Origin of the sequence: Hyphomonas chukchiensis (genome assembly GCF_000682695.1) — a bacterium.
Classification (GTDB): domain Bacteria; phylum Pseudomonadota; class Alphaproteobacteria; order Caulobacterales; family Hyphomonadaceae; genus Hyphomonas; species Hyphomonas chukchiensis.
Genome location: NZ_AWFG01000026.1, coordinates 1 through 22369 on the forward strand (window position 1 = coordinate 1; position 22369 = coordinate 22369).

Annotated in this window: 24 protein-coding genes and 1 other RNA gene; 17 read left to right on the forward strand and 8 right to left on the reverse strand. The window is 61.4% G+C overall.

Translation table 11 applies throughout. From position 1 onward, the window contains the following. Positions 1-50 precede the first annotated feature (50 nt). Positions 51-408: a transfer-messenger RNA gene (ssrA, locus tag HY30_RS19725) on the forward strand. A 9-nt stretch (positions 409-417) separates the two neighbouring features. Here ssrA and HY30_RS09870 read toward each other — a convergent pair. Beyond that, positions 418-1845 (reverse strand): amidohydrolase, encoded by a 1428-nt coding sequence (locus HY30_RS09870; RefSeq protein ID WP_034739730.1) that lies wholly within the window; start codon positions 1843-1845, stop codon positions 418-420. Positions 1846-1950: 105 nt separating this feature from the next. After that, positions 1951-3534 carry an amino acid permease gene (locus HY30_RS09875; protein WP_034739735.1) on the reverse strand — a complete coding sequence of 528 codons (1584 nt, stop codon included), beginning with the start codon at positions 3532-3534 and terminating at the stop codon, positions 1951-1953. A gap of 304 nt (positions 3535-3838) precedes the next feature. On the opposite strand from HY30_RS09875, the gene HY30_RS09880 reads away from it, so the two are divergent. Next, positions 3839-4552: a PepSY-associated TM helix domain-containing protein gene (locus tag HY30_RS09880; RefSeq protein WP_051615276.1), complete on the forward strand. Its 714-nt coding sequence runs from the start codon at positions 3839-3841 to the stop codon at positions 4550-4552. Position 4553: 1 nt separating this feature from the next. On the opposite strand, the gene HY30_RS09885 is transcribed toward HY30_RS09880, so the two are convergent. Next, positions 4554-5792 carry a pyridoxal phosphate-dependent decarboxylase family protein gene (locus tag HY30_RS09885; protein WP_034739737.1) on the reverse strand — a complete coding sequence of 413 codons (1239 nt, stop codon included), beginning with the start codon at positions 5790-5792 and terminating at the stop codon, positions 4554-4556. A 261-nt stretch (positions 5793-6053) separates the two neighbouring features. Between HY30_RS09885 and HY30_RS09890 the strand changes: the two genes are divergently transcribed. The 4 genes from HY30_RS09890 (at position 6054) to HY30_RS09905 (ending at position 8733) form a co-directional block, all read left to right on the forward strand. Beyond that, entirely contained in the window at positions 6054-6518 is a 465-nt protein-coding gene (locus HY30_RS09890) for an SspB family protein (RefSeq protein WP_034739739.1), read from the forward strand. A 12-nt stretch (positions 6519-6530) separates the two neighbouring features. Beyond that, positions 6531-6986, forward strand: coding sequence for a PaaI family thioesterase (locus HY30_RS09895; RefSeq protein ID WP_034739741.1), 456 nt, complete (start codon positions 6531-6533; stop codon positions 6984-6986). Continuing rightward, a complete protein-coding gene (locus HY30_RS09900) occupies positions 6986-7426 on the forward strand; it encodes a PaaI family thioesterase (RefSeq protein WP_034739743.1) in 441 nt (146 codons plus the stop codon). Before HY30_RS09895 ends, HY30_RS09900 begins: the two co-directional genes overlap by 1 nt. Before the next feature lie 77 nt (positions 7427-7503). Further along, positions 7504-8733 carry a cytochrome P450 gene (locus HY30_RS09905; protein ID WP_034739745.1) on the forward strand — a complete coding sequence of 410 codons (1230 nt, stop codon included), beginning with the start codon at positions 7504-7506 and terminating at the stop codon, positions 8731-8733. A gap of 3 nt (positions 8734-8736) precedes the next feature. On the opposite strand, the gene HY30_RS09910 is transcribed toward HY30_RS09905, so the two are convergent. Both HY30_RS09910 and HY30_RS09920 read right to left on the reverse strand, forming a co-directional pair. Continuing rightward, a complete protein-coding gene (locus tag HY30_RS09910; RefSeq protein WP_051615278.1) occupies positions 8737-9096 on the reverse strand; it encodes a RusA family crossover junction endodeoxyribonuclease in 360 nt (119 codons plus the stop codon). A 469-nt stretch (positions 9097-9565) separates the two neighbouring features. Further along, complete coding sequence (locus tag HY30_RS09920; protein ID WP_206741450.1) at positions 9566-9868, reverse strand: ribosomal protein L7/L12; 303 nt, start codon at positions 9866-9868, stop codon at positions 9566-9568. 140 nt (positions 9869-10008) lie between these two features. Between HY30_RS09920 and fumC the strand changes: the two genes are divergently transcribed. The 6 genes from fumC to HY30_RS20575 all read left to right on the forward strand — a co-directional run bounded on the left by fumC (position 10009) and on the right by HY30_RS20575 (position 13699). Then, positions 10009-11403 carry a class II fumarate hydratase gene (gene fumC, locus HY30_RS09925; RefSeq protein ID WP_034739753.1) on the forward strand — a complete coding sequence of 465 codons (1395 nt, stop codon included), beginning with the start codon at positions 10009-10011 and terminating at the stop codon, positions 11401-11403. A 73-nt stretch (positions 11404-11476) separates the two neighbouring features. Further along, entirely contained in the window at positions 11477-12280 is an 804-nt protein-coding gene (locus HY30_RS09930; RefSeq protein ID WP_034739791.1) for an SDR family oxidoreductase, read from the forward strand. A gap of 124 nt (positions 12281-12404) precedes the next feature. After that, a complete protein-coding gene (locus HY30_RS09935; RefSeq protein WP_034739757.1) occupies positions 12405-12701 on the forward strand; it encodes a hypothetical protein in 297 nt (98 codons plus the stop codon). Positions 12702-12704: 3 nt separating this feature from the next. After that, a complete protein-coding gene (locus tag HY30_RS09940; protein ID WP_034739760.1) occupies positions 12705-13295 on the forward strand; it encodes a GNAT family N-acetyltransferase in 591 nt (196 codons plus the stop codon). 13 nt (positions 13296-13308) lie between these two features. Then, entirely contained in the window at positions 13309-13503 is a 195-nt protein-coding gene (locus tag HY30_RS09945) for a DUF4169 family protein (protein WP_034739763.1), read from the forward strand. 73 nt (positions 13504-13576) lie between these two features. Further along, entirely contained in the window at positions 13577-13699 is a 123-nt protein-coding gene (locus HY30_RS20575; RefSeq protein WP_277812971.1) for a hypothetical protein, read from the forward strand. 3 nt (positions 13700-13702) lie between these two features. Here HY30_RS20575 and HY30_RS09950 read toward each other — a convergent pair whose 3' ends face one another. Beyond that, on the reverse strand, positions 13703-14707 hold the full coding sequence (locus tag HY30_RS09950; protein ID WP_155839291.1) for a tetratricopeptide repeat protein: 1005 nt from the start codon (positions 14705-14707) through the stop codon (positions 13703-13705). 163 nt (positions 14708-14870) lie between these two features. On the opposite strand from HY30_RS09950, the gene HY30_RS09955 reads away from it, so the two are divergent. Together HY30_RS09955 and HY30_RS09960 are read left to right on the forward strand one after the other, a co-directional pair. After that, positions 14871-15977, forward strand: coding sequence for an NADH:flavin oxidoreductase (locus HY30_RS09955; protein WP_034739767.1), 1107 nt, complete (start codon positions 14871-14873; stop codon positions 15975-15977). Between the two features lie 317 nt (positions 15978-16294). Beyond that, a complete protein-coding gene (locus HY30_RS09960) occupies positions 16295-16831 on the forward strand; it encodes a DUF3833 domain-containing protein (RefSeq protein WP_034739769.1) in 537 nt (178 codons plus the stop codon). Here the strand turns inward: HY30_RS09960 and HY30_RS09965 are convergent, their stop codons facing one another. Together HY30_RS09965 and HY30_RS09970 are read right to left on the reverse strand one after the other, a co-directional pair. Next, positions 16832-17338: a cupin domain-containing protein gene (locus HY30_RS09965; protein ID WP_034739771.1), complete on the reverse strand. Its 507-nt coding sequence runs from the start codon at positions 17336-17338 to the stop codon at positions 16832-16834. Further along, entirely contained in the window at positions 17335-17889 is a 555-nt protein-coding gene (locus HY30_RS09970; RefSeq protein WP_034739774.1) for a DUF5655 domain-containing protein, read from the reverse strand. Before HY30_RS09970 ends, HY30_RS09965 begins: the two co-directional genes overlap by 4 nt. Positions 17890-17945: 56 nt before the next feature. Here HY30_RS09970 and HY30_RS09975 point away from each other — a divergent pair, with 56 nt between their 5' ends. The 3 genes from HY30_RS09975 to HY30_RS09985 all read left to right on the forward strand — a co-directional run bounded on the left by HY30_RS09975 (position 17946) and on the right by HY30_RS09985 (position 22366). After that, positions 17946-20285, forward strand: coding sequence for an ATP-dependent helicase (locus HY30_RS09975; protein ID WP_034739776.1), 2340 nt, complete (start codon positions 17946-17948; stop codon positions 20283-20285). A 65-nt stretch (positions 20286-20350) separates the two neighbouring features. Then, entirely contained in the window at positions 20351-20818 is a 468-nt protein-coding gene (locus HY30_RS09980; protein ID WP_034739778.1) for a PH domain-containing protein, read from the forward strand. A gap of 507 nt (positions 20819-21325) precedes the next feature. Next, positions 21326-22366, forward strand: a complete 1041-nt coding sequence (locus tag HY30_RS09985) for a rod shape-determining protein (RefSeq protein ID WP_034739794.1) — start codon at positions 21326-21328, stop codon at positions 22364-22366. Positions 22367-22369: the final 3 nt, after the last annotated feature.

Genomic DNA, 22369 nt, shown 5'->3' on the forward strand with positions numbered 1-22369 from the left:
GTGGCGGCCTGTCAATATGCCTGAGAGCAAATTCAGACGTTTGGCGCAAAGGCCTTTCATCCGGGCGACAGGTGACCTATATAAATATTGTCTTCGGACTATGGCGATAAACGCGCGTGTAATAAGCGGTTCGGACCCGGGGGCGGTACCCGGCGACTCCACCACAAGCAGGCTCAGGCATACTTCGCCTGTTTCTGACGGGGTCGAAATAGGATCGACGGACGTGTAAAGACGAGGCCTTCGCCGGATTGAGCCCCCTCAGAAGCTCACATCAACATAGTTGCAAATGACAACCATGCTGAAGGTCAACTGCTCGCAGCGTAGCTGTACGTAGTTAACCGATTTAACTCCTAAGGATTCAGCTCCTTAGGCGGGGCCCGGAGGCGCCTGGCAACAGAAGCCTCCACTTTTCTCCCCCTATTCCCGGTAGTCGAGTGGCGGTTCACGGTCGCCCAGCAGCGACGTGTACTCATAGTCCTTTCCGCGGGCGGCCTCGAACTCTTCACGCGCAGCCTTGCGCAGTTTCGGGTCCTTGTAGAGCTCGATTGCGGCGAGCGTCAGCGTCTTGGCCGCGACCTGTGCGCCCTTGTAACCAATCGACATGCCGCTGGCGGCGGTCGCCTGCCAGCTGTGGGCGGATGTGCCTGGCACCCAGGTCGCCGTGCGCAGGCCAACTGTCGGCACAGCGTAAGAGACATCGCCGACATCAGTCGACCCATAGCCAAGCGAGACCTCGAAGGGCTGGACCTCGCTCTCGCTGCCGAGCGGGAGATCCGGCTTGCTGAAGCTCTTGTAGATCTCCTCGGCGAAGGCTTCTTCTTCCGGCGTGTAGGTGATGCCGCCGACCTCGCGCAGCTTGGAATCCATCATCTTCGCCAGCGTCTCGTTGACTAGGAGGGGATTGTTGCCGTGGATGATTTCCCAATCGACGGTCGTTCCGGTTCCGAGTGCGGCGCCGCGCGCGGCGTCTTCCAGCCGCGCCCAGATTTCCTTCACGCCTTCCGGATCAGGATGGCGGACATAGTAAAAGACCTCGGCGAAGTCCGGCACCACATTCGGGGCAATCCCGCCGGACGTGATGACATAGTGGATGCGCGCGTCCTGAGGCACATGCTCGCGCATCATGTTGACCATATAGTCGAAGGATTCGACGCCATCGAGGGCCGAGCGGCCGCGTTCCGGCGCACCTGCGGCGTGGGCGGAAACACCATGGAAGCGGAACTTGGCCGAGCGGTTGGCGAGCGATGTGCTGGCGGCGGCCGAGTTCTCGTCGTCGGCATGCCAGTGCAGGGCGATGTCGACATCATCAAACAGGCCTTCGCGAACCATATAGACCTTGCCGCTGCCGCCCTCTTCGGCGGGCGTGCCATAAAGGCGGATCGTGCCGGGCGTGCCGGTCTTTTCAAGCCAGTCGCGGATGGCCAGCGCCGCGCCGACCGAGCCCGCGCCGAACAGGTTGTGGCCGCAGGCGTGGCCAGCCGTCTTGCCTTCGATGGGCGAGCGATCAGGGCTCGCATCCTGATTGATGCCGGGCAGGGCGTCGAATTCGGCCAGCACGGCAATCACCGGTTCGCCAGAGCCGTAGCTGGCGATGAAGGCGGTCGGGATGCCTGCAACACCCGCCTCAATGGTGAAGCCTGCGTCCTTCAGTGTCGACTGCAGCAGGCCGGAGGATTTCTCTTCCTGATAGCCGACCTCTGCCCAGTCCCAGATCTGCTTCGCGATGGCGGCCGTCTGGTCATAGCGCGCATCGACACTGTCGATCACGGCCTGATCGCTTTTGCTCTGGGCGTGGGCACAGGCGGTCAGGGCGAGAGCGGCGAGACTGGGGGCGAGAAGGCGCATGCGGGAACTCCGGCAGGTTCAGGTTTCTGTCGGCCCCAGACTGTCGCATGGGGCCGATGGAAACAAGACGTAATCGGGGTTCTCGGGCGCTATGTGGCCTTCTGTCTAATCGATCGGCGGTACCGGTTGTTGCGGCACGTCCTTGCCCAGCTCCGGGACTTCCAGAATGCCGCGTCCGAGATGGCTGTGGCTGCGACTATAGAAGAAGTAGATGAGCAGGCCGATGGCGCCCCAGACGGGCAGAACCATTTGCGCAACGAAGGGCAGGTTCAGGTAGAGGCCGAGGCAGCCAAGGGCCGCAATCGGCGCGATGATCCAGACCAGCGGCGTGCGGAAAGGCCGGTGCCGCTTGGGGTCCGTGCGACGCAGGATCATCACGGCAAGCGCCACCATGAAGAAGGCGAACAGCGTGCCGGAGTTGGAGATGTCGGCGAGCTGGCCGACCGGGAAGAAGGCGGCTGCGATCGCAACGACGATGCCGGTGAAAATGGTCATCTTCCAGGGCGTGCGGTATTTCGGGTGCACATCGGACAGGCTTTCCGGGAGCAGGCCGTCGCGGGCCATGACGAAGAAGATGCGTGTCTGGCCGTAGATCATCATCAGGATGACCGAGGGCAGGGCAATCGAGGCGGCGAGGCCCACCAGGTTGCCGATCAGCGGGAAGTTGATCCGGCGGAGCGTTTCAGCGAGCGCTTCCTTGGAGCATACGATTGGGGCTGTGCCTTCACGGGCGAGTTCTGCGCAGCGATTGGCGAAGCCGATCCCGTCGGGACCAAGTACCATACCGGCCGCATCGCGAACCGGCTGGGCGCCGACTGTGCCGACCACACCGGCGGCCACAAGAAGATAGAAGATCGTACAGATGCCGAGGGAGCCGATGAGGCCGATGGGCACGTTGCGTTGCGGGTTTTTGGTCTCTTCTGCCGCCGTGGAGACGGCGTCAAAGCCGACATAGGCGAAGAAGATGGACGCGGCTGCGCCGATCACCCCCAATCCGTCATGACCCAATATGCCAGTCGGCAGGAGCGGCGAGAAATTTTCGCCCTTGAGCAGCGGCATGCTGAGAACAATGAATGCCGTCAGTGCCACGATCTTGATGCCCACGAGGACGGCGTTGACCGAGGCGCTTTCGCTGGTGCCAAGCACGAGGAGCCACGTGACCGCGCCGGCGACCAGAATGGCTGGCAGGTTGACGACGCCATGGCTGAAATCGACGGTCGGAATGAAACCGCTGAAGCCCCATGCCGGCCCGCTACTTAAAAACTCGGGTAACCCTAGCCCCGTCGTATGCTGGATGAGGCCCATCACATAGCCGGACCAGCCGACGCACACGGCCGAGGCGGCCACGGCGTATTCGAGGATCAGCGCCCAGCCGACCATCCAGGCCAGCAGTTCGCCCATGACGGCGTAGGTATAGGTGTAGGCGGAGCCTGAAACCGGCACCATCGAAGCCAGTTCCGAATAGCAGAGCGCAGCCACGGCACACACGAACCCGGCGATTACGAAGGAGAACATCATGCCCGGGCCGGCCTTTTGCGCGGCGGCGGCGGTGAGCACGAAGATACCGGTGCCGATAATCGCGCCGATGCCCAGCATGGTCAGCTGGAAGGCGCCTAGGGAGCGGTGAAGGGACTTGCTTTCGGCCGTTGCCAAAATGGCATCCAGCGATTTGATCCGGTCGAAAATCATGAGGAAAAATCTTTCAGGCGAGATGCCTATCGCGCAAGGATAGAGGCAAATTTCCCCCGCGCAAGGTGGATTTCGGCGGGTCTGGCGGGGCGGCGTTCGGACTGCAATGTTTCATCGCATCTGCCCGAATCCGTGCGCGAATTCATTGCATTTGCGACGGCTCAGCGGGCTTTGTGCGCTTCGTCACTGTTAATACGGGACATGACCTATTGGCCCCGCCCTGGTTCTCATGCAGTGCAGCCCGCATGGCCATCGGCCACTCAAACTCCCTGAGCCAATCGACCCACAGATAAGGCATGCCCCAGTGACCAATACGCCGACTGCGCCAACCAGGCTTGCGAAGAAACGCGAGGCTTTTCTGCCTTTCCTGCCGAAATTCATGAGCGGCACGAAAACCCTGCGATGGCTGAAGCGTGTCCATGCGTGGACCGGCCTCTGGGGCGCGCTAATCTTCCTGATGATGGGGATGAGCGGCTTCCTGCTGAACCACAGGTCCACCGCGAAGATCGACACGGGCGCACCGAAGGAGGTCTCCTCGGTGGTGCTGGAAGTCGACCCTGCCGCAATTGGATCGCAGAAAGACCTCGGCTTGTGGGCCCAGGAAACATTCGGCACCAGCATCACACCGCGTGCATCGAAGGCTGAACCTGCCCGGCAGGGCCAGGGGGAGCGCGCTGTCTTCATGGACACGGAAGTCACGCCCGTTGAGGTCTGGAGGCAATCGTTCAAAGGGCCGAACGGCTCACTCATTGTGGAATATGCCAAGGGGGCGACCACGGTGACCGCAACGCGAACGGCGGAGAATGTTTTCGGGCTCATCAAGAACCTGCACAAGGGCAGCGGTCTCGGCATTCTATGGGTCCTGTTCATCGACCTGACCGCCGGCGCACTGATCACGATGAGCCTGACAGGCGCCTTGCTGTGGAGCCAGCTGCATGGGCCACGCCTTGCCGCCATCGGCATCGCGTCTGGATGCCTGGCGCTCGGCCTGTTCGCCTCTCTGCCGCACCTTATCTAGATCAGCTGTAGCGCGCCTCGACCTTCGGTCCGGCCTTGCCTGCGGCGACGGCGTCGACGCTGGCTTTCAGGTCCGCCAGATAGGCGTCGACAACGTCGGCATGCTTGGGTGACAGCATCAGGTGCAGGCTCGGCGGCTCCTTGGTAACGGAGGTGAACCAGCCGCGCCGGTAGATTTCGCCATAGATGGCGAAGGCGTGATGCTCGGGGTGCCGGAATGCGACGAGGCCGAGCATCGGATTGCCGAGGATCTCGAAGCCGAGCTGTTTGACGCCTTCTTCAATGCGCTCGCGTGTCTTGCAGACGAGGCCCTGCTTCTCGCGATAGCCGTCGATGCCGAGCGTGTTCATCACGGCCCATGCCGCCGATATGGCACCGCCGGGACGCGTGCCTGCCAGAGTCGGTGTCTTCATCGGCGCGCCGGACCAGCTCGCCATGTCGAATGGCATGTATTCATAGAGGGCTTCTGAGCGGAAGAGGACGGTCGAGGCGCCCTTGGCGCAATAGCCATATTTGTGCAGGTCGGCGCTCATCGAGTGAACTTGCGGCACTTCGAAATCGAAGGGCGGCACCGGGACGCCATTCATCCGCGCAAACGGTGCGAAATAGCCGCCGACGCAGGCATCAACGTGCAGCCAGACATTCTTCTTCGCGGCGACGGCGCCGAGCGCGGCAATCGGGTCGATGATGCCATGCGGGAAGCTGGGCGCGGAGCCGACCATCATTATGGTCGCGTCATTGACCGCTTCGCCCATGGCGGCCGGATCTGCCTCATAGGAGCCGTCTGTCTTGAGGGGCACGCGGCGGATCTCGATATCCATCAGGTGAGCCGCCTTGTCGAAGGCGAGGTGGGCAGACTGGGCGAGGACGATATTCGCGCCTTCGCGGGGGCGGCCATTGGCGCGGGCATAGTCGCGTGCGGTCTTGATCGCCATCGTGATCGAGTCGGTGCCGCCGGATGTCATTGCGCCAGTGGCACCTTCCGGGCCATGCAGCAGTTCGAGGCCCATGGCGATGACCTCTTTCTCCATCTGAGCCAGGCTGGGGAAGGCGAGGGGGCCGAGGCCATTCTCGGCCATATACATCCCGTAGGCTTCATGCTGCACGCTGGACACGTCCTCGCCGGCATTGAAGACATAGACGGCGGTGCGCCCGTCGCGCCAGGCTGCGTCGCCGCCGCCCCGCGCCACCATGTCGGCTTTCACCTCGCTCCAGTCGCGTCCGTGCTGTGGCATCTTCATGGCGTGGGCTTCCTTCCGCATTTAGCTGTTATTTTTGCAGTCAGCCTATACGCACCTCTTCCACATGGCCAGCAAACGTGGAGTGTCGCCAGACTTGCTTTTGCTGCTACAGGTTTGACGATATCCACATCCCCCATGAGGCGACGAGGCGAAGTGAAAAATAATCCTCGCCTGCCGTGCGAAGCCCGTTGCCGGGTGAAGGTGCCGGGCATAGTGTACAGGAAAATAACCAACACCAGAATCGAGGGTCGATTAGCGAACATGACGGACTATATCGGATATGATGCGCTCACCCAGGCTGCCATGCGCGGTGTCGTACGCGAGGCGCTGAAGCGGGCGCTCGCCAATGGAGGCCTGCCGGGAGAACATCATTTCTACATCACGTTCCGCACCAAGGCGCCTGGCGTCAAAGTCGCTGACTATCTGATGGAACGTTTTCCGGAAGACATGACAATTGTGGTCCAGCACCAGTTCTGGGACCTTGAGGTCAACGAAGGCCATTTCGAGATCATCCTGAAATTCTCGGGTGTGCCGCAGCATCTGTTCGTGCCCTATGCCGCGATCACACGCTTCGTCGATCCGTCGGTCAATTTCGGCCTGACGTTCGAGACAGCCGCCAAGGACGATGCGGTCATCGCGCCCGCTGCGGCCTTCCAGCCCGCTGCGCCCGAGCCAGCCCCGGCAGCCGGCACGGTCGTCAATCTCGACGCCTTCCGGCGCAAATAGGCCGCCGGCGCATTGGCAGAGACAGAAAAGCCCCGCATCAGCGACGCTGACATGCTTGCCCGCTTTCAGGGCTCCAAGAAGCGGCCGCCCTGTTCCGACACGCTCGGCATGACTCTGGTTGAGGTCGAGCAGGACAAGATGCGCATCCGCATGGATTTTGACGTGCCGCAAATGTTCGCCAACCCGACCGGCGCGGTGCAGGGCGGCTTCATCTCGGCCATGCTGGACGAAGCGATGAGCACATGCGTCATCATCGCGTCCAACGTTACGATGACCGCGCCAACCCTTGAAATGAAAACAAGTTTCCTGCGCCGCCTGATGCCCGGCGCCGCCAGCGTCGAGGCGCGCATCCTGAAGCTCGGCAAGTCTGCCGCCTTCATGGAGGCCGAATGTTTCGGGCCTGACGGCGAGCTGGTCGCCAAGGCGACTGCGACGGCGATACCGATGCTGTTCAAGCGCCTCGGCTGATGACGTTCGATGCCCGGACCTATTGGCAGGATATCCTCGGGAATCCTGACAAGCGGCCACCCGCAACCGCCTTCGTCAATTTTGAACTGATCGGTTTCGATCCTGCAGCCGGCTGGTGCGAAGCAGCTTTCCTCGCGCCGTCGCAAGCCGCCAATCCGGGCGGGAATGTGCAGGGCGGATTCGTGACGGCCATGCTGGATGAGGTCATGTCGGTGGCGGGATCTATCGTGCAGGGCGGGCCCGCCATGTCGCCGACGCTGCAGATGACGACCAGCTTCATCCGGCCTGTTCCGGTCGGCGTGCGTCTTATCGGCCGTGGTCAGGTTGTGCGGCGGGGCCGCGCAACCATCTTCACCGAGGGCTGGCTGCACAATGAAACCGGGGACCTTCTGGCGCAGGCGACTGCCAGCTGCATTCCTCGCGCGATGGACTGGTCCTAGCCTGACGCTGGGATAAGCGCGCAACACAGCGTGCTTTGTGCTATCCTCCCCACAAAGAAGACTATCGGGAGGAAACCATGGCCGATGACGAGGGCACGATTGCCGTGCCGCAATCCGTAATCGAAGTGACGGCGTTCATGCCGGATGCCCGCAACGATCCGCATCCGAAGCTGAAGGCCTTGCGTGAGAATTGCCCCGTCATGCGCGACGAGATGGCCAAGACCTGGTTCCTGACCCGTTATGGTGATGTGCGCGCGACGGTGAATGATCGCTCCTTTGTACGTCATCCGCTCCAATCGGAAGAGGGATCGATCTCGCGCCAGCTGATCGAGGACGACGAGGCGCCGAGCCGGACAAGCATCCTCTTCCTCGACGAGCCCGATCATTCGCGTGTTCGTCCGCCGCTGGCCAAGGCCTTCTATACGCGCATCAACAAGATGAAGTCGCAGATCGAGGCGATCGTGGACGAGACAATCGAGGCGGCACCTGCCAGTGGCCGGTTTGACCTGATGGCGGAGATCGCGGTGCCGATCCCCGTTCTGGTCATCGCGCGCATCCTGGGTGTCGACGAAGACCGCCTGCCGGAATTCCGGCAATGGTCGGAAGATGTGATCCTTGGTCTCAATCCCGTGCGTACGCCGGAAGAGACGGCCCGCATGGAAACGGGCAGCATCGCGCTCGACACGTATTTCCGGGAACTGATGGAAGCCCGCCGTGCTGCACCGGGCGACGACCTCATCTCCGACATGGTGCAGTTGCAGGCGAGCGGCGACGCGCCGCTCAGCGACGACGAACTGGTCATCAATCTCGGCGCGCTGCTCGTGGGCGGCAACCTTACGACCACCGACCTGATCGGTAATGGCGTCTGGCTGTTCCTGACACATCCAGACCAGATGGCGGCGCTCAAAGCCGATCCGGGGCTGGGTGCGCAGGCCGTCGAGGAAGTGCTGCGCTTCGAGGCGCCGGTTTCGGCCACGTCGCGCATCTTGGAGACGGACAAGGCAGTTGCCGGATGCCCCATGAAGCACCGTCAGGTCGTGTTTTGCTCGCTTGCCTCGGCCAACCGCGACGCGGAGACATTCGATGCGCCCGATGCTTTCGACATAACGGTCAAGCGGCCGAGCCACGTGGCGTTCGGCGGCGGCCCGCACATCTGTATCGGTGCCCCGCTTGCGCGCATGGAGGCGCGGCGCGTTTACCAGAAATTGTTCGAGCGCTATCCGGATATGCGCTTGCCCGAGCAGGACTTGGTCTGGCGGGCACTGCCATTCTTCAGAGGGCTGGAGAGGCTCGACGTCGAAATCTAGGCGCTAATCCATCGCTTCGGCGCTCAGCCAGATGCCTTCGCGCTCGCCCACGCGCCGTTCGACGAGAAGGCGGGCGACCTGATGGTCGTCGTCAAACACATTGCCGGTCAGGCTGTCGAGCAGGGCCTTGGCAAGATTGTCCAGGTCCATCCACGGAGGCTCGCCGGTATATTCCATCACGATGTGGACGCTATAGTCGCCAAAGCCGGGGCGAAGGGGCGGGAAGTCCTTGCGGAAGAATTCCTTCAGTAGGGTCTTGTAATATTTTGCCTGCGTTGTCAGGCCATGGCAGCGCACTTCCAGCGCGCCCTTATCCGTGATGCGTGCACGGACTTTTCCTGATTGCACCCAGTCGTTTTTCATATCATTTCCGAGAGGCGAGATGGTGCCACAGACTTCAGGAATTGCGCAGCATTCGCAATCTCCGAAAAGCCGAATTGCGTATAAAAAAGATCAACGCGCTCTTGAGACTTATGCGCCGGAATTATTTTCAGGGAGCCAGGCGAAAAGCGGATCTGTTTTATGTCGGACCACTCAAGCATCCAGTAGCCCGGTCGCTCTACGCCAGAGTCGGTTATCACGAGAACCGGCCCTCGAGTTGTAACGCCTGCAACAACGGACGGAATCGACCTAATCCAAACAAAGACAAGTACTGCAAGGAGAATCCAGATCCGCTTATCATCGGACACGGCGGGTCTGAGTCCATACGGAAGGGTAATACCAGCGTAGCTAACCAAAAGCAGGAGCAATCCACACATTCCAATAAAATGAAGGACGAGTAAAAACCACGCCAATGCCTGGTTGCGTCGAGCTTCAAATCGTTGAGCGGTGTTCAATGCCGTGTCATCCGGCGTTCGGCCATGCGGGCCTCGACGGCTTCCTTGGAATCCTTGAGGCCTAGCCCGGTGGCTTCGCGGAGCAGCTTGATCGCGGCAAGTTTCCGGCCGGCGGCGATCTCGGCATCAATGTCCATCCAGCGGGAAATCGTCACGCGCTTCAAGGCGGCGTCGATCTCATCACGGTTCATGGGCGCAGGCGAGAGCGAACCGCGGCCGCTGCCGCGCATCATGAAGCCGAGAACAAACGCCAGCACGAGCGCGAACAGGATAACTGGGTCTGACAGCTTGTCGATCATGGCCATATTGTTAGGCAGACCGGCCGACTTTGCCAGTCATTTCAGGCGTGCCTATGCCTTTTGGCCACCTTGCCCAATGCCGCCTGCATGCTAAACCCCGCGCCAGACATATCCAGCGCATTCCAACGGAGCCCTTCTTCATGGCCAATACCCCAACCCGCACCGAAACCGACACAATGGGCCCTGTTGAGGTCGTTTCCGACCGTTATTGGGGCGCGCAGGCCGAGCGCAGCCTCGCAAACTTCAAGATCGGTTGGGAAAAGCAGCCAGAGCCCATCATTCGCGCACTCGGAATCGTGAAGAAGGCCGCCGCGCAGGCCAACATGGATCTCGGCAAGATGGATCCGGAGCTCGGCAAGGTGATCGTGCAGGTTGCCGATGAAGTGATTGACGGCAAGCTGAACGACCATTTCCCGCTGGTCGTATGGCAGACAGGCTCGGGCACGCAGTCGAACATGAACGCAAACGAGGTGATCTCGAATCGCGCCATCGAAATTCTCGGCGGCGTGATGGGCTCGAAAAAGCCGGTCCACCCGAACGATCATGTGAACATGAGCCAGTCGTCGAACGACACATTCCCGACCGCCATGCACATTGCCTGCGCCGAGGAAGTGACGCACCGCCTCGTGCCAGCGCTGAAACACCTTCACGCCGCGCTCGACGCGAAGGCCAAGGCCTGGGCCGATATCATCAAGATCGGCCGCACGCATACGCAGGACGCAACGCCGGTGACGCTTGGCCAGGAATTCTCCGGCTATGCCCAGCAGGTCGAGAATGGCATCGCGCGCATTGAATCGACGCTGCCGATGCTGATGCAGCTGGCGCAGGGCGGCACGGCCGTTGGCACGGGGCTCGCCTCGCCGGTCGGTTTTGCCGAGAAAGTGGCCGAGAAGATCGCCGCGATTACAGGCCTCAAATTCACGTCTGCCCCGAACAAGTTCGAGGCGCTCGCCGCGCATGACGCGATGGTGTTCACGCATGGCGCCATCAGCACGGTGGCGATGAGCTGCTTCAAGATCGCCAATGATATCCGCTTCCTCGGCTCGGGCCCGCGCTCCGGCCTTGGCGAGCTGGCGCTGCCGGAGAATGAGCCGGGTTCGTCCATCATGCCGGGCAAGGTGAACCCGACCCAGTGCGAGGCCCTGACGCAGGTCTGCGCGCACATCCACGGCAACAATGCCGCCATCGGCTTTGCCGGCAGCCAGGGTCATTTTGAACTGAACGTGTTCAACCCGATGATGGCCTACAATTTCCTCCAGTCGACGCGCCTGCTCGCCGATGCCGCGATCAGCTTCACCGACAATTGCGTTGTCGGCATCGAGCCGCGCCTCGACAATATCGAGAAGGGCCTCAAGAACTCGCTGATGCTGGTGACGCCGCTGAAGGAAAAATACGGCTACGACCGCGCTGCCAAGATCGCCAAGACCGCCCACAAGAACGGCACGACCCTGCGCGAAGAGGCCATCAAGGACGGCATCCCGGGTGAGGATTTCGACAATATCGTCGACCCGAGCAAGATGATCTCACCGGGCTGATTGTAGGTACGCTTGCGCTGCTCCCGCCGCTCCTCCAGAACGTCGGGCAAACAGGAGGAACATCAGGATGAACATGGATTTCAGCAATTTGTTTTCGGTGGCCGGCAAGACGGTCGTCGTCACGGGCGGCTCGCGCGGTATTGGCGAGATGATCGCGGCCGGCTTCCTCAGCCAGGGCGCCAAGGTCATCATCTCGTCGCGCAAGGCCAAGGCCTGTGAAGAGACGGTCGAGCGTCTGAAAGGCCAGTATGGCGGTGAGATCTATGCCATCCCGTCTGACGTGGGCACGCTGCTTGGCATCAACCACCTCGCTGACGAGATCGCCAAGCGCGAAGACAAGATCGACGTGCTGATCAACAATGCCGGTGTGGCATGGGGCGCCACGCTCGAAGACTTTCCGGAATCCGGTTGGGACAAGGTGATGGACGTCAACGTCAAGGGCGTCTTCTTCCTTACGCAGAAACTGATGCCACTGCTGCGCAAATCTGCCAGCGCGGAAGAGCCTGCGCGCGTCATCAATATCGCCTCGATCGACGGCATGCACACAAGCCCGATGAGCGGTTTTGCCTATGGCACGTCGAAGGCGGCCGTGATCCACCTGACGCGCTTCATGGGCGCGCATCTCGCGGGTGAGCATATCCTCGTCAACGGCATCGCGCCGGGCCCGTTCCCGACCTACATGCTGTCGACCGGCGTCGGTTTCAAAGGCGAGACGGATGGCGTCGACTGGCAGTCCATCGGTGACCGCAACCCGTCGGGCCGCGTTGGCGCGCCGAGCGATGTTGCCGGCCTCTCGATCTTCCTGTCGTCCAAGGCCTCGGCCTATATCACCGGCCACACCATCCCGTGCGACGGCGGTATCGTCTCGTCGAGCTGATACTCGCTCCGGGCAAGCCTTCTGCAGGAATGTGTGGAGGCTTGCTGGCGGGGGGTGGCGCGATTCCTGTGCGGGTTTAGATTGGCGCGAGAAGAATCACTTCCGCCCAGAAAGGCAGATATCCATGTCCAAACCTCCCGTCGGCTCCAAGGATAACCCCTCCCAGTTTGACGTGATCGGCAAGCTTGCCGACGACGAACCCTATTTCGTGATCCGCGCGCATGACCCGCTCTCCTCGGCGCTGGTCGAACTGCACGCCTATATCGGAGCCGGCCAGTCCGGCGCGGCGCACAACAAGCTCGCCGAGATCATGGCCATGACATCGGCCCGCGCGCCGCGCCCGGCCTCCAGCCCGAAATATCGCGAGACCTTTGCCATCTCCCTCGCCATGGAACAGTGGCGCGAGACCCACAAGGACTAGGCCATGCAACTGACGCCGGTGACGCTGGCGGACGGGCATGTCCGTCTCGAGCCTTTTGATCCGGCGCAATATGGCGCGGCCTTGCGGACCATGGCCGAGGGCGCGCCCGAGCAGTTCGTGCTCTGGTCCCATCGCGGCCCTGGCGACTGGATTGGTCTTTGGCTGGAAACGATCGCGGCGCGTACCGCAGCAGGCACAATGATCCCATTCAGCGTTTTGTCTGCGGATGGCACGGATTTCCTTGGCATCACCAGCTATCTCGACCCCAATGCGGTGAATCGCAGCGTGGAGATCGGGATGACGGTTTACGCGCCTCAGGCGGTGGGTACGGCTATCAACCCGGCGGCCAAGCGTCTGCTTCTGGCCCATGCGTTCGGGGAAGGGGCTGTACGTGTGCAGTTTCAGGTCGATGACCGTAACAAGCGCTCGCAAGCTGCTGTCCTGAAGCTTGGCGCAAAACGTGAAGGCATCCTGCGCAATCACCGCACCTTGCCGGACGGCTTCGTCCGCGACACAGCCTTTTTCTCGATCATCGACTCGGAATGGCCCGACGTGAAGGCGCGTCTCGACGCTCGACTGGCGGCCTTTGGCTAAGTAGTCTGGCGCCATGACGACCCCGATCAACCTCAACAAGGCCCGCAAGGCGAAAGCCCGGTCTGCCAAGGAACAGGCGGCGGCCGAAAACCGAGCCAAGTTCGGCCGCACCAAGGTCGAGAAGTCATTGGAACAGGCCCGCGCAGAGAAACTTGCCCGGCTGACAGACGGGCACCGCCTGGACGGCAATCCCGACAAACAGGGTTAACGAGGCCTTTCCCAACGGCCCCGGCCTTGCACTCCCGACTCCCGGAATGTTCCAAACCGGGAGTGACCGTCAGATGAAAAACATCATGATCAAGTTCGTGTTCTGCGCCGCAGCCTTTTCAGGCGGCATTGCCTGGGGCATCGCTGCCGAAGCAGCCGAGACCGGCGTCACACTGGCCACGATGTTTGGCCACTAGGTCCTAGCTGCCGCTTTTGGGGCGGCTGCTGTCCAGCAGCTCTTCATCATAGCGACGCCCCGAAACACGCTCCAGCGCATCGAAGATGGGCCTGGCGGACTTGTCGTCCATCAGCGGAATCTGGCTCGCCAGTTCGGCGGCGCGGGCATAGCGCAACTGCGCCGTTTCCATGTCGCCCCGCGCCTCTGCGCAGGCGCCCTGATTGTGCAGCACAGCGGGCGCGCGCGGATATTCGCGGGCAAGTTCATCCCACTGCGCACAGGCGCCGAGGAAATTGCCATTCTTCGTGGCATCAACGGCCAGCGTGAAGCGTGTGTCATTCTGCTCTTCCGGGATCAGGCCCTTCTGCATGATCTCGGCGCGCAGCGTCTTGTTATACGGCGCGATGTCATAGCGAAAACGCCCGACGGCATCGACAACCGCGTCCCGTACCAGACCGATGGGGGCATCGTACGGATTGTAGCTGCTGCGATAGGGATCGCGATAGGTGCCGGTTTCAACCGTCCCGTCGCGATACTCGGCGATATCGATGCAGGTATCGCGCGCCGCTGAGCCGGGCTGCACGGAGGTGAAGACCGGGCGGTTGGCGCCAAGGTCCACAAGGGTTGCCGTGACGGAGACTGTAACCGTCTCATTGGTGCATTCCGTTTCCACGATGCCCTGGCGCTTGCAGTTGAACAGGCCCTCATGCTCCACGCAGCGACGGTCGCGTTCATAGCGCACTTCACTCTCCCAGCCGTCGATTGCCACACCGCCTTCATAAAGACTGTCGGGCTGTGGACCGGACTGTGTGAACCAGGGCATGCCATCAAGGGTGATCTGCGAGATCATCGCGGAAAATTCTGCCTCGGCGACATCGCCTGCCGGGCCGCGAAAGCGCCCGACGTCCGGATCCCGGAATTCAGCTGCCTGAGGATAATTCGGCGCGATTCGGGCTTCGTAGTCGTATCCGGGCGTCTGGCAGGCCGCCAGCAAGGCCGCTGCCAAGGCCAATAGGCTATACCGCATGGAAACATTCCCCCCTTTTTTATCACATCAGGTCTTCAGACTGATAAACCCGGCGTGAACCCGCCATGAACCGGTGCCCTGAGGCCGCCCTTAGGTCAATGGTTGACGTTGGTCTGGGGCGACGCCACTTGTCATCTTCAGAATTCAATGGAGCCTGCCCCACATGACCAGCCCGCTTTTCAAGCCGCTCAAGATCAAATCGCTCAATCTGCCGAATCGCATCGTGATGGCCCCCATGACGCGCAGCAAGTCGCCGGGCGGCGTACCGGGCGAGGATGTGGCGGACTATTATGCGCGCCGCGCGGCGGCCGATGTCGGCCTGATCGTAACCGAGGGCACCACGGTCAAACGGGGCGGGGCGTCCAACGACCCGAACGTACCGAACTTCCACCGCGCTGATTCGCTTGCCGGCTGGAAACGTGTCGTCGAGAAGGTCCACGCCAATAAGGGCCTGATCGCCCCGCAGCTCTGGCACCAGGGCATGATGCGCAAGCCCGGCACCGGCCCTGAGCCTGAAGCGCCGACCGACAGCCCATCCGGCGTCACGCATTCCGGCAAGGAAGTGTTCGCCCCGCCGACCAGCGCCGAAGTCGACGACATGGTGATGGCATTCGCCAATGCCGCGGGCGAAGCAGCGCGTATCGGCTTTGACGCCATCGAGATCCACGGCGCCCATGGCTACCTGATCGACGAATTCTTCTGGGACGTGATGAACAAGCGCGACGACCGTTTCGGTGGATCGCTGCCGGAGCGGGCCACCTTCGCCGCCGACATCATCAAGGAAACCCGCAAGCAGGTGGGGCCGGACATGGCCATCATCCTGCGTTTCTCGCAATGGAAACAACAGGACTATTCAGTGAGACTGGCCCATACACCGGCCGAATACGAAGCCTTCCTGAAGGTGTTCGTCGATGCGGGGGTCGACGTGCTCCACGCCTCGCAGCGCCGCTACTGGGAACCCGAATTCCCGGAAGTCGACGGCGAGAACGGGCTCAACGCGGCCGGCTGGGCCAAGAAACTGACCGGCCTGCCGGTCATCACGGTCGGCTCTGTCGGGCTGACCGGCGACTTTGAAAAAGCCTTCCGCGGCGAGGGCGCCACCATTCGCAAGCTCGACGATCTTGAAGAGCGCCTTGAGCGCGGCGAGTTCGACATGGTCGCTGTCGGCCGGGCCCTGCTGCAGGACCCGGAATGGGCGAAGAAGGTCCGTGAGGGCCGTCTTGACGAGCTGTCGAACTATGATGCGAAGTCGCTCGCCACGCTCTACTGAGGCGCGAAAATTATTGAGCGCAGACGGAAAATGTGAGACTGTCCGTGTCATGAAAGTGTGTGTCTGGTACGCCAGAATGGCGATGTCATCACGGCGCACGATCTTTCCGTAGATTACACGACCCGAGCGCTCCCACCGCCATCCCGGTTTGCCTCCCGGACATGCGCGGCTGCTGGAAAGCGCAAGGGCCTGCTGATTGCCCCGCCTGTCTTCCCCGAGTGATTCCGGGCGGGCAGGCGGGGTTCTTTTCATCCGGTTGGCATCAGCCTGCGTACACAGGGTCAGCACATTCAATGCTGCCGGAGGAGATGTACGATATGCGCCTGAGCAAAGCCCTCACGCCCGCCCTGATCGCGGCCACCACGCTGAGCACGGCCTGTATCAGCCAGAACGTGGCACAATTCGCCGACAGTCCGCGACAGCTGGTGCTGGAGGATTACTTCCTCGGCCAGACACAGGCCTACGGCGTGTTTGAGGACCGTTTCGGCAAGGTCCGCCGCCAGTTCAAGGTCGACATCACCGGCACGCTCGACGGTGACCGGCTGACCCTGACCGAGAATTTCAAATATGATGATGGCGAGCGCGACACCCGCGTCTGGGAAATCGACGTGCTCGGCAACGGCGCCTATCGCGGCACGGCGGGCGATGTGCCGGTGCCAGCTGAAGGGCGCGTCTCCGGCAATGCCTTCAACTGGAAATACAAGGTCGACCTGAAAGTCGGCGACTCGACATGGAATGTCGGTTTCGACGACTGGATGTACCTGATGGAAGACGATGTCCTGCTCAACCGGGCCTATGTCACCCGCTACGGCATCGAGATCGGGCAGGTAACGATCGCGTTCCGGAAACCCTGATTAGCCCGCCGAGTCTTCCCCATCCCAGTAATCCACCTCGCTCTCCATCCGGCCAAGGTAGCGAAAGCGATTGGTGCGCGAACCCGGTTCTTTCGTATTGGCGAGGAACTTCCCGCTATCTGGATATTCGCAAATTTCGGTATCAGCGCGTGTTGAGATACTGAGGTATTTCAACGGCACTTTGCCCGTATTGGTCAGCTTGTGGGCGTATTCAGGCCCGCCTCGGGGCGCGGCCAGAACATCGCCAGCTTTGACCTGATAGCTGTCAGGACCGAATCGGTAAGTGCCTTCTCCCTCCAAAATGACGAACATCTCCTCTTCGACATGATGGACATGGAAGGGGCACCCTGATTTGCCCGGAGGCACCTCTGTGTAGGACGCTCCCAGTTGCGTCAGGCCAATGCTGTCACTGAAGCCTGCGTCGCGGCATATATAGGCCTCTCCCATCTCAAACGGCTCAAGGGCGAGATCAGGGAGGCGTGCGATAGGGAAAAGTTTGTTCGTCATGCTTTCTCGTATGCCTCTTTAAGCCAGGCTTTCACCTCGGCATCGAAATCTACGGCCGATTCGAGCCGGACTTTATGTGTGCACATGGCGCCCGGCTTTTCCTCTGCCAGCCGGTCAGTGCCGGGTGTGCCTTTCAGGTTGATCCCGAGATCGATCCGCGTTTTGGACGCTGGAACGATGGTGGCGAATTTCTTGCTGCGGCGCAGGCTCGTCGCCGTCTTGCCGGGGTCGATGCCGACATCCTTGCCCAGTTTTCCGGCATAGGTAGTAATCGTGTCGTGGAGCGGCCTCAGGCTTTCCTTGCCCTTGAACTGCATCTCCAGAAGCTCATCGGGTGAGGCATCAAGGCGCCCGCTGGCGATCTGGCAGATCATCTGGGCATAGCCATGGGTGATGCCATGTTTTTCCTTCAGCATCGCCACCTGCTGGCCAACCTTTTCAATGCCGCTGGCTTTCACGACCTCCGCCCAATGCTCCACCGTCTTGCCGGTCTTTGCGAGCACGTTCTTTTTCGCTGTCTCCAGGTATTTCTCGGTAGCCTCATTGTTCATGGGCGCCTCCCTGCTTGGTGCGGCTTTAGCCTAACACATTGGCCAATCCCTGCTATATGTTCTCTATGAGTTCCAATCCGAATCGTCTCTCGATCAGCCAGATGGCTGCTGCGCGCTTACCCGCTGCAGCAGGCGAGGCTGCGTATCTGTCTGGCCTGAACCCGGAGCAGCGCGAAGCCGTGCTGCACACCGACGGGCCACTTCTCGTGCTGGCAGGCGCCGGCACCGGCAAGACGCGTGTGCTGACCACGCGGCTTGCCCATATCATCGCCACGAAGAAGGCCTGGCCGAGCCAGACGCTGACGGTGACCTTCACTAACAAGGCCGCCCGCGAAATGCGCGAGCGGGCGCTGAAACTGATCGGCCCGGACGGGGAGGGCCTGCGCTGGCTCGGCACGTTCCACTCGATCAGCGCGCAGATACTGCGCCAGCATGCAGAGCTTGTCGGCCTGAAATCCAGTTTCACCATCCTCGATACCGATGACCAGGTCCGCCTCTGCAAGCAGATCATCCAGGCCGAGAATATCGATCCCAAGCGCTGGACGCCGCGCTTCCTTGCAAGCCTGATCGACGGCTGGAAGAACCGGGCCCTCACGCCGGACCGTGTGCCGTCCGAAGACGCGCACATGTTCGCCGATGGCAAAGGCATCAAGTGCTACGAGATTTACCAGAACCGGCTGAAGGTCCTGAACGCCTGCGATTTCGGGGATCTGCTCGTCCACAATATCACGCTGTTCCGCGAGAACCCGGACGTGCTGAAGGACTATCACGCCCGCTTCAAATACATCCTCGTCGACGAGTATCAGGACACGAACGTCGCCCAATATCTCTGGCTGCGCATGCTGGCGCAGGGCAACCACAATATCTGCTGCGTCGGCGACGACGACCAGTCGATCTATGGCTGGCGCGGCGCCGAAGTGGACAATATCCTGCGCTTCGAGAAGGATTTTGCCGGCGCCAAGGTCATCCGGCTTGAGCGCAACTATCGCTCCACACGCCACATCCTCGCCGCCGCCTCCAGCGTGATCAGCCACAATCGCAGCCGCCTCGGCAAGACGCTCTTCGTCGGTGACGACAGCGATGCCGACAGCATGGACGCCGAGAAGGTCAAAGTGCGAGGCCTGTGGGACGGCGAGGCCGAAAGCCGCCTCATCGCCGATGATATCGAAAGCTGGGTCCGCGCAGGCGGCAAGCATGATGATTGCGCCGTGCTGGTGCGCGCCTCCTGGCAGATGCGGGCCTTCGAGGAACGCTTCATCATTCTCGGCATACCCTACCGCGTGATCGGCGGCCCGCGCTTCTTCGAGCGCGCCGAGATCCGCGATGCCATGGCCTATCTGCGGCTCATTCGCTCTCCCGACGACGATCTCGCCTTCGAGCGCGTGGTCAATGAGCCCAAACGCGGCGTCGGCAACACGACGCTCGCCAAGCTGCAGGCCTATGCCCGCGCCGATGGCCGCAGCCTCTATACGCTGACGCCCATGGTGCTGCAGACCGACGAGATCAAAGGCGGCGCCAAGCGTGGCCTGACCCAGTTCATCGACCAGCTCAACATGTGGCGCGACCAGCATGCCAATGGCCTGCCGCACACCGAACTCGCCGAGGTCATCCTTGAGGAGTCCGGCTACACCGACATGCTGCAGAAAGACCGCAGCCCGCAGGCCCAGACGCGGCTCGACAACCTGAAGGAACTCGTCCGTTCCATGGGCGAGTTCGATACGCTCGCCGGCTTCCTTGAGCACGTCGAACTGGTCATGGATGCTTCCAGCGGCGGGGCAGGGGAGGACCAGGTCCAGATCCTGACACTGCACGGCGCCAAGGGCCTCGAATGGCCCATGGTCTTCCTGCCCGGCTGGGAGGAGGAAGTCTTCCCGTCCCGCCGCAGCCTCGATGAGAGCGGGCTGAAAGGCCTCGAGGAAGAGCGCCGCCTCGCCTATGTCGGCATCACCCGCGCCCGGGCCCGCGCCTATATCTCCTTTGTCGCCAACCGCCAGATCTATGGCCGCTGGCAAAGCGTAATGCCCAGCCGGTTCGTGGATGAATTGCCCCACGAACATGTCGATGCCATGAGCGAGACTGGTTTTTCCGGCCTTCCCGGCGGCGAAGAGGCCTTCACCGGCACGATGGAAGATCTTGGCGCACGCTCGTCCTATTCCAGTCCCGGCTGGAAACGGCTGCAGGAGAATGCCTCGCGCACGCCGTCCCGCGCGCCCGGCGAGGCGGGTCCGCTGGCGGCCACATCAGGCGGAACCAGCGCGTTCAAGACGGGCTCACGCGTCTTCCACGACAAGTTCGGCTACGGCAAGGTCGCCTTCTCCGAAGGCAACAAGCTCACCGTCGATTTCGACAAGACCGGCCGCAAGAAAGTCATCGCCACCTTCGTCACCGCTGCCTGAGCGCTTGCCGACGGGAACCTTGCCCATGGCCGCCCATTGGTCAGCAGGCGACAAGGTTAATTCCCATGGCAAGCTATATCGACAAAAGGCTGTATGACGGCGAGCAGGTGGTCTATCGCGGCCGCTTTCACGGGCTCAGCTGGGTGCCCGGCTGGCTGGCTCTGATCTTTCTCGGCGTCCTCGTCATCGGCATTGTCATGTTCATCTCCGAGCAGATTCGCCTGCGCACGACGGAATTTGCCGTCACGGACCGGCGCGTAATCCTGAAATCAGGCTTCTTTCGCGCCGATGTGCAGGAAATCACGCTCGACGCCATCGAAGGCAGCGCCATTCACCAGGGCCCGCTCGGTCGGCTTTTCCATTATGGTCGCCTGACCATACGCGGCAGGGGCGACACGCATATTCATTTCCCGTCCATGGCCCGCCCGTCCAAGTTCCGCGCCGAGGCTGAACATGCCCGCCATGACAGCGAGCAGGAACCAGCCGACCGCATCGTGCGGGAGCTGGACGAGATATCGGGACATGCTGCCTGAGGAAAATTGCAGCACCAGCCGGGGCTTGCCAGGGGTGTGTTCAAGCCATGAGCGCTGATGGGTTTGGGAGCGCGTGTATGGGCCAGACCGGTGCTGCAGGTCTGGTTTAGGATACGCCGTCCCAATGGTTTCCGAACGGGGCGTTCATATTCCGCTCATCGGCATCCCAATCATGCCTGAGCCGACTCAAAACATCATGCGTGTACACATCGGACCGAACTCAAGGCCCGCGTGAAAACCGCCCATTCGTTAACAAACACCCTTTTGGCGTTTACCATTTCGGAACGATCCGTTCCGTTCAGCCCTAGTCATCACAGGTGATTCGACGGTAAATACCAATGAATACCATTGATTCACAGGCGATGTACGTTCCGTTCCGTTTATCTGCCGTCTGTCCCTTGCATTAAATGGGCGTTAACGGCACATGGGTTATGGGGCTGTGTATAGAATTGCACAATTGTAATGGGCGGAGGGTCCATTGCACATCAGAAAGAGCTCGTAGACGTCATGATTGGTAGCCTACTCGGCATGTTGTCCACGGACATGGCCATTGACCTCGGCACAGCGAATACGCTGGTCTATGTGAAAGGCCAGGGCGTCAAACTCGATGAGCCTTCGGTCGTTGCCTACATGACGCAAGGCGGCCGAAAGATCGTCTATGCGGTCGGCGAGCAAGCCAAGAACATGCTCGGCAAGACGCCGGTGAACATGGAAGCCATCCGCCCGATGCGCGATGGCGTGATCGCCGATTTCGAAGTCGCCGAGGAAATGATCAAGCACTTCATCCGGAAGGTTCACAACCGCCGGGCGTTCGTGTCTCCCCTCATCATCATCTGCGTGCCCAGCTCCGCGACCAGCGTCGAGCGCCGCGCCATCCACCAGTCGGCCCTTGCCGCAGGTGCCCGTGAAGTCCAGCTGATCGAAGAGCCCATGGCAGCCGCTATCGGCGCCGGCCTGCCGATCGATGAGCCTGCGGGCTCGATGGTCGTTGATATCGGCGGCGGCACGTCGGAAGTGGCCGTCCTCTCCCTTGGCGGCATCGTCTATTCGCGCTCGGTGCGCGTTGGCGGTGACAAGATGGATCAGGCCATCGTCAACTACCTGCGCCGCGAGCAGAAGATCCTGATCGGCGAAATGTCCGCCGAACGGATCAAGAAGGAAATCGGCACTGCCATGGCGCCCGAAAACGGCACCGGCATGGCCCTCACGGTGCGCGGTCGCGGTACGCTGGACGGCGTGCCGAAGGAAACCGAGATCACCGAAGCCATGATCGCCGAAGCGCTCAGCGAGCCGGTGAATGACATTATCGACGCCGTGAAGATCGCGCTCGAGGCCATGCCACCGGAACTGGCTGCTGACATTGTGGACCGTGGCATCGTGCTGACGGGCGGCGGCGCCCTCCTCCGCAACCTCGACACGGTCATCCGTGAACAGGCGCAATTGCCTGTGATGATTGCAGATGATCCGCTGAAATGCGTCGTGAACGGCTGCGGTTATGTGCTAGAAAACTACTCGAAAATGAAAACGGTCCTGTCTCCGGAAGTCTAGGGA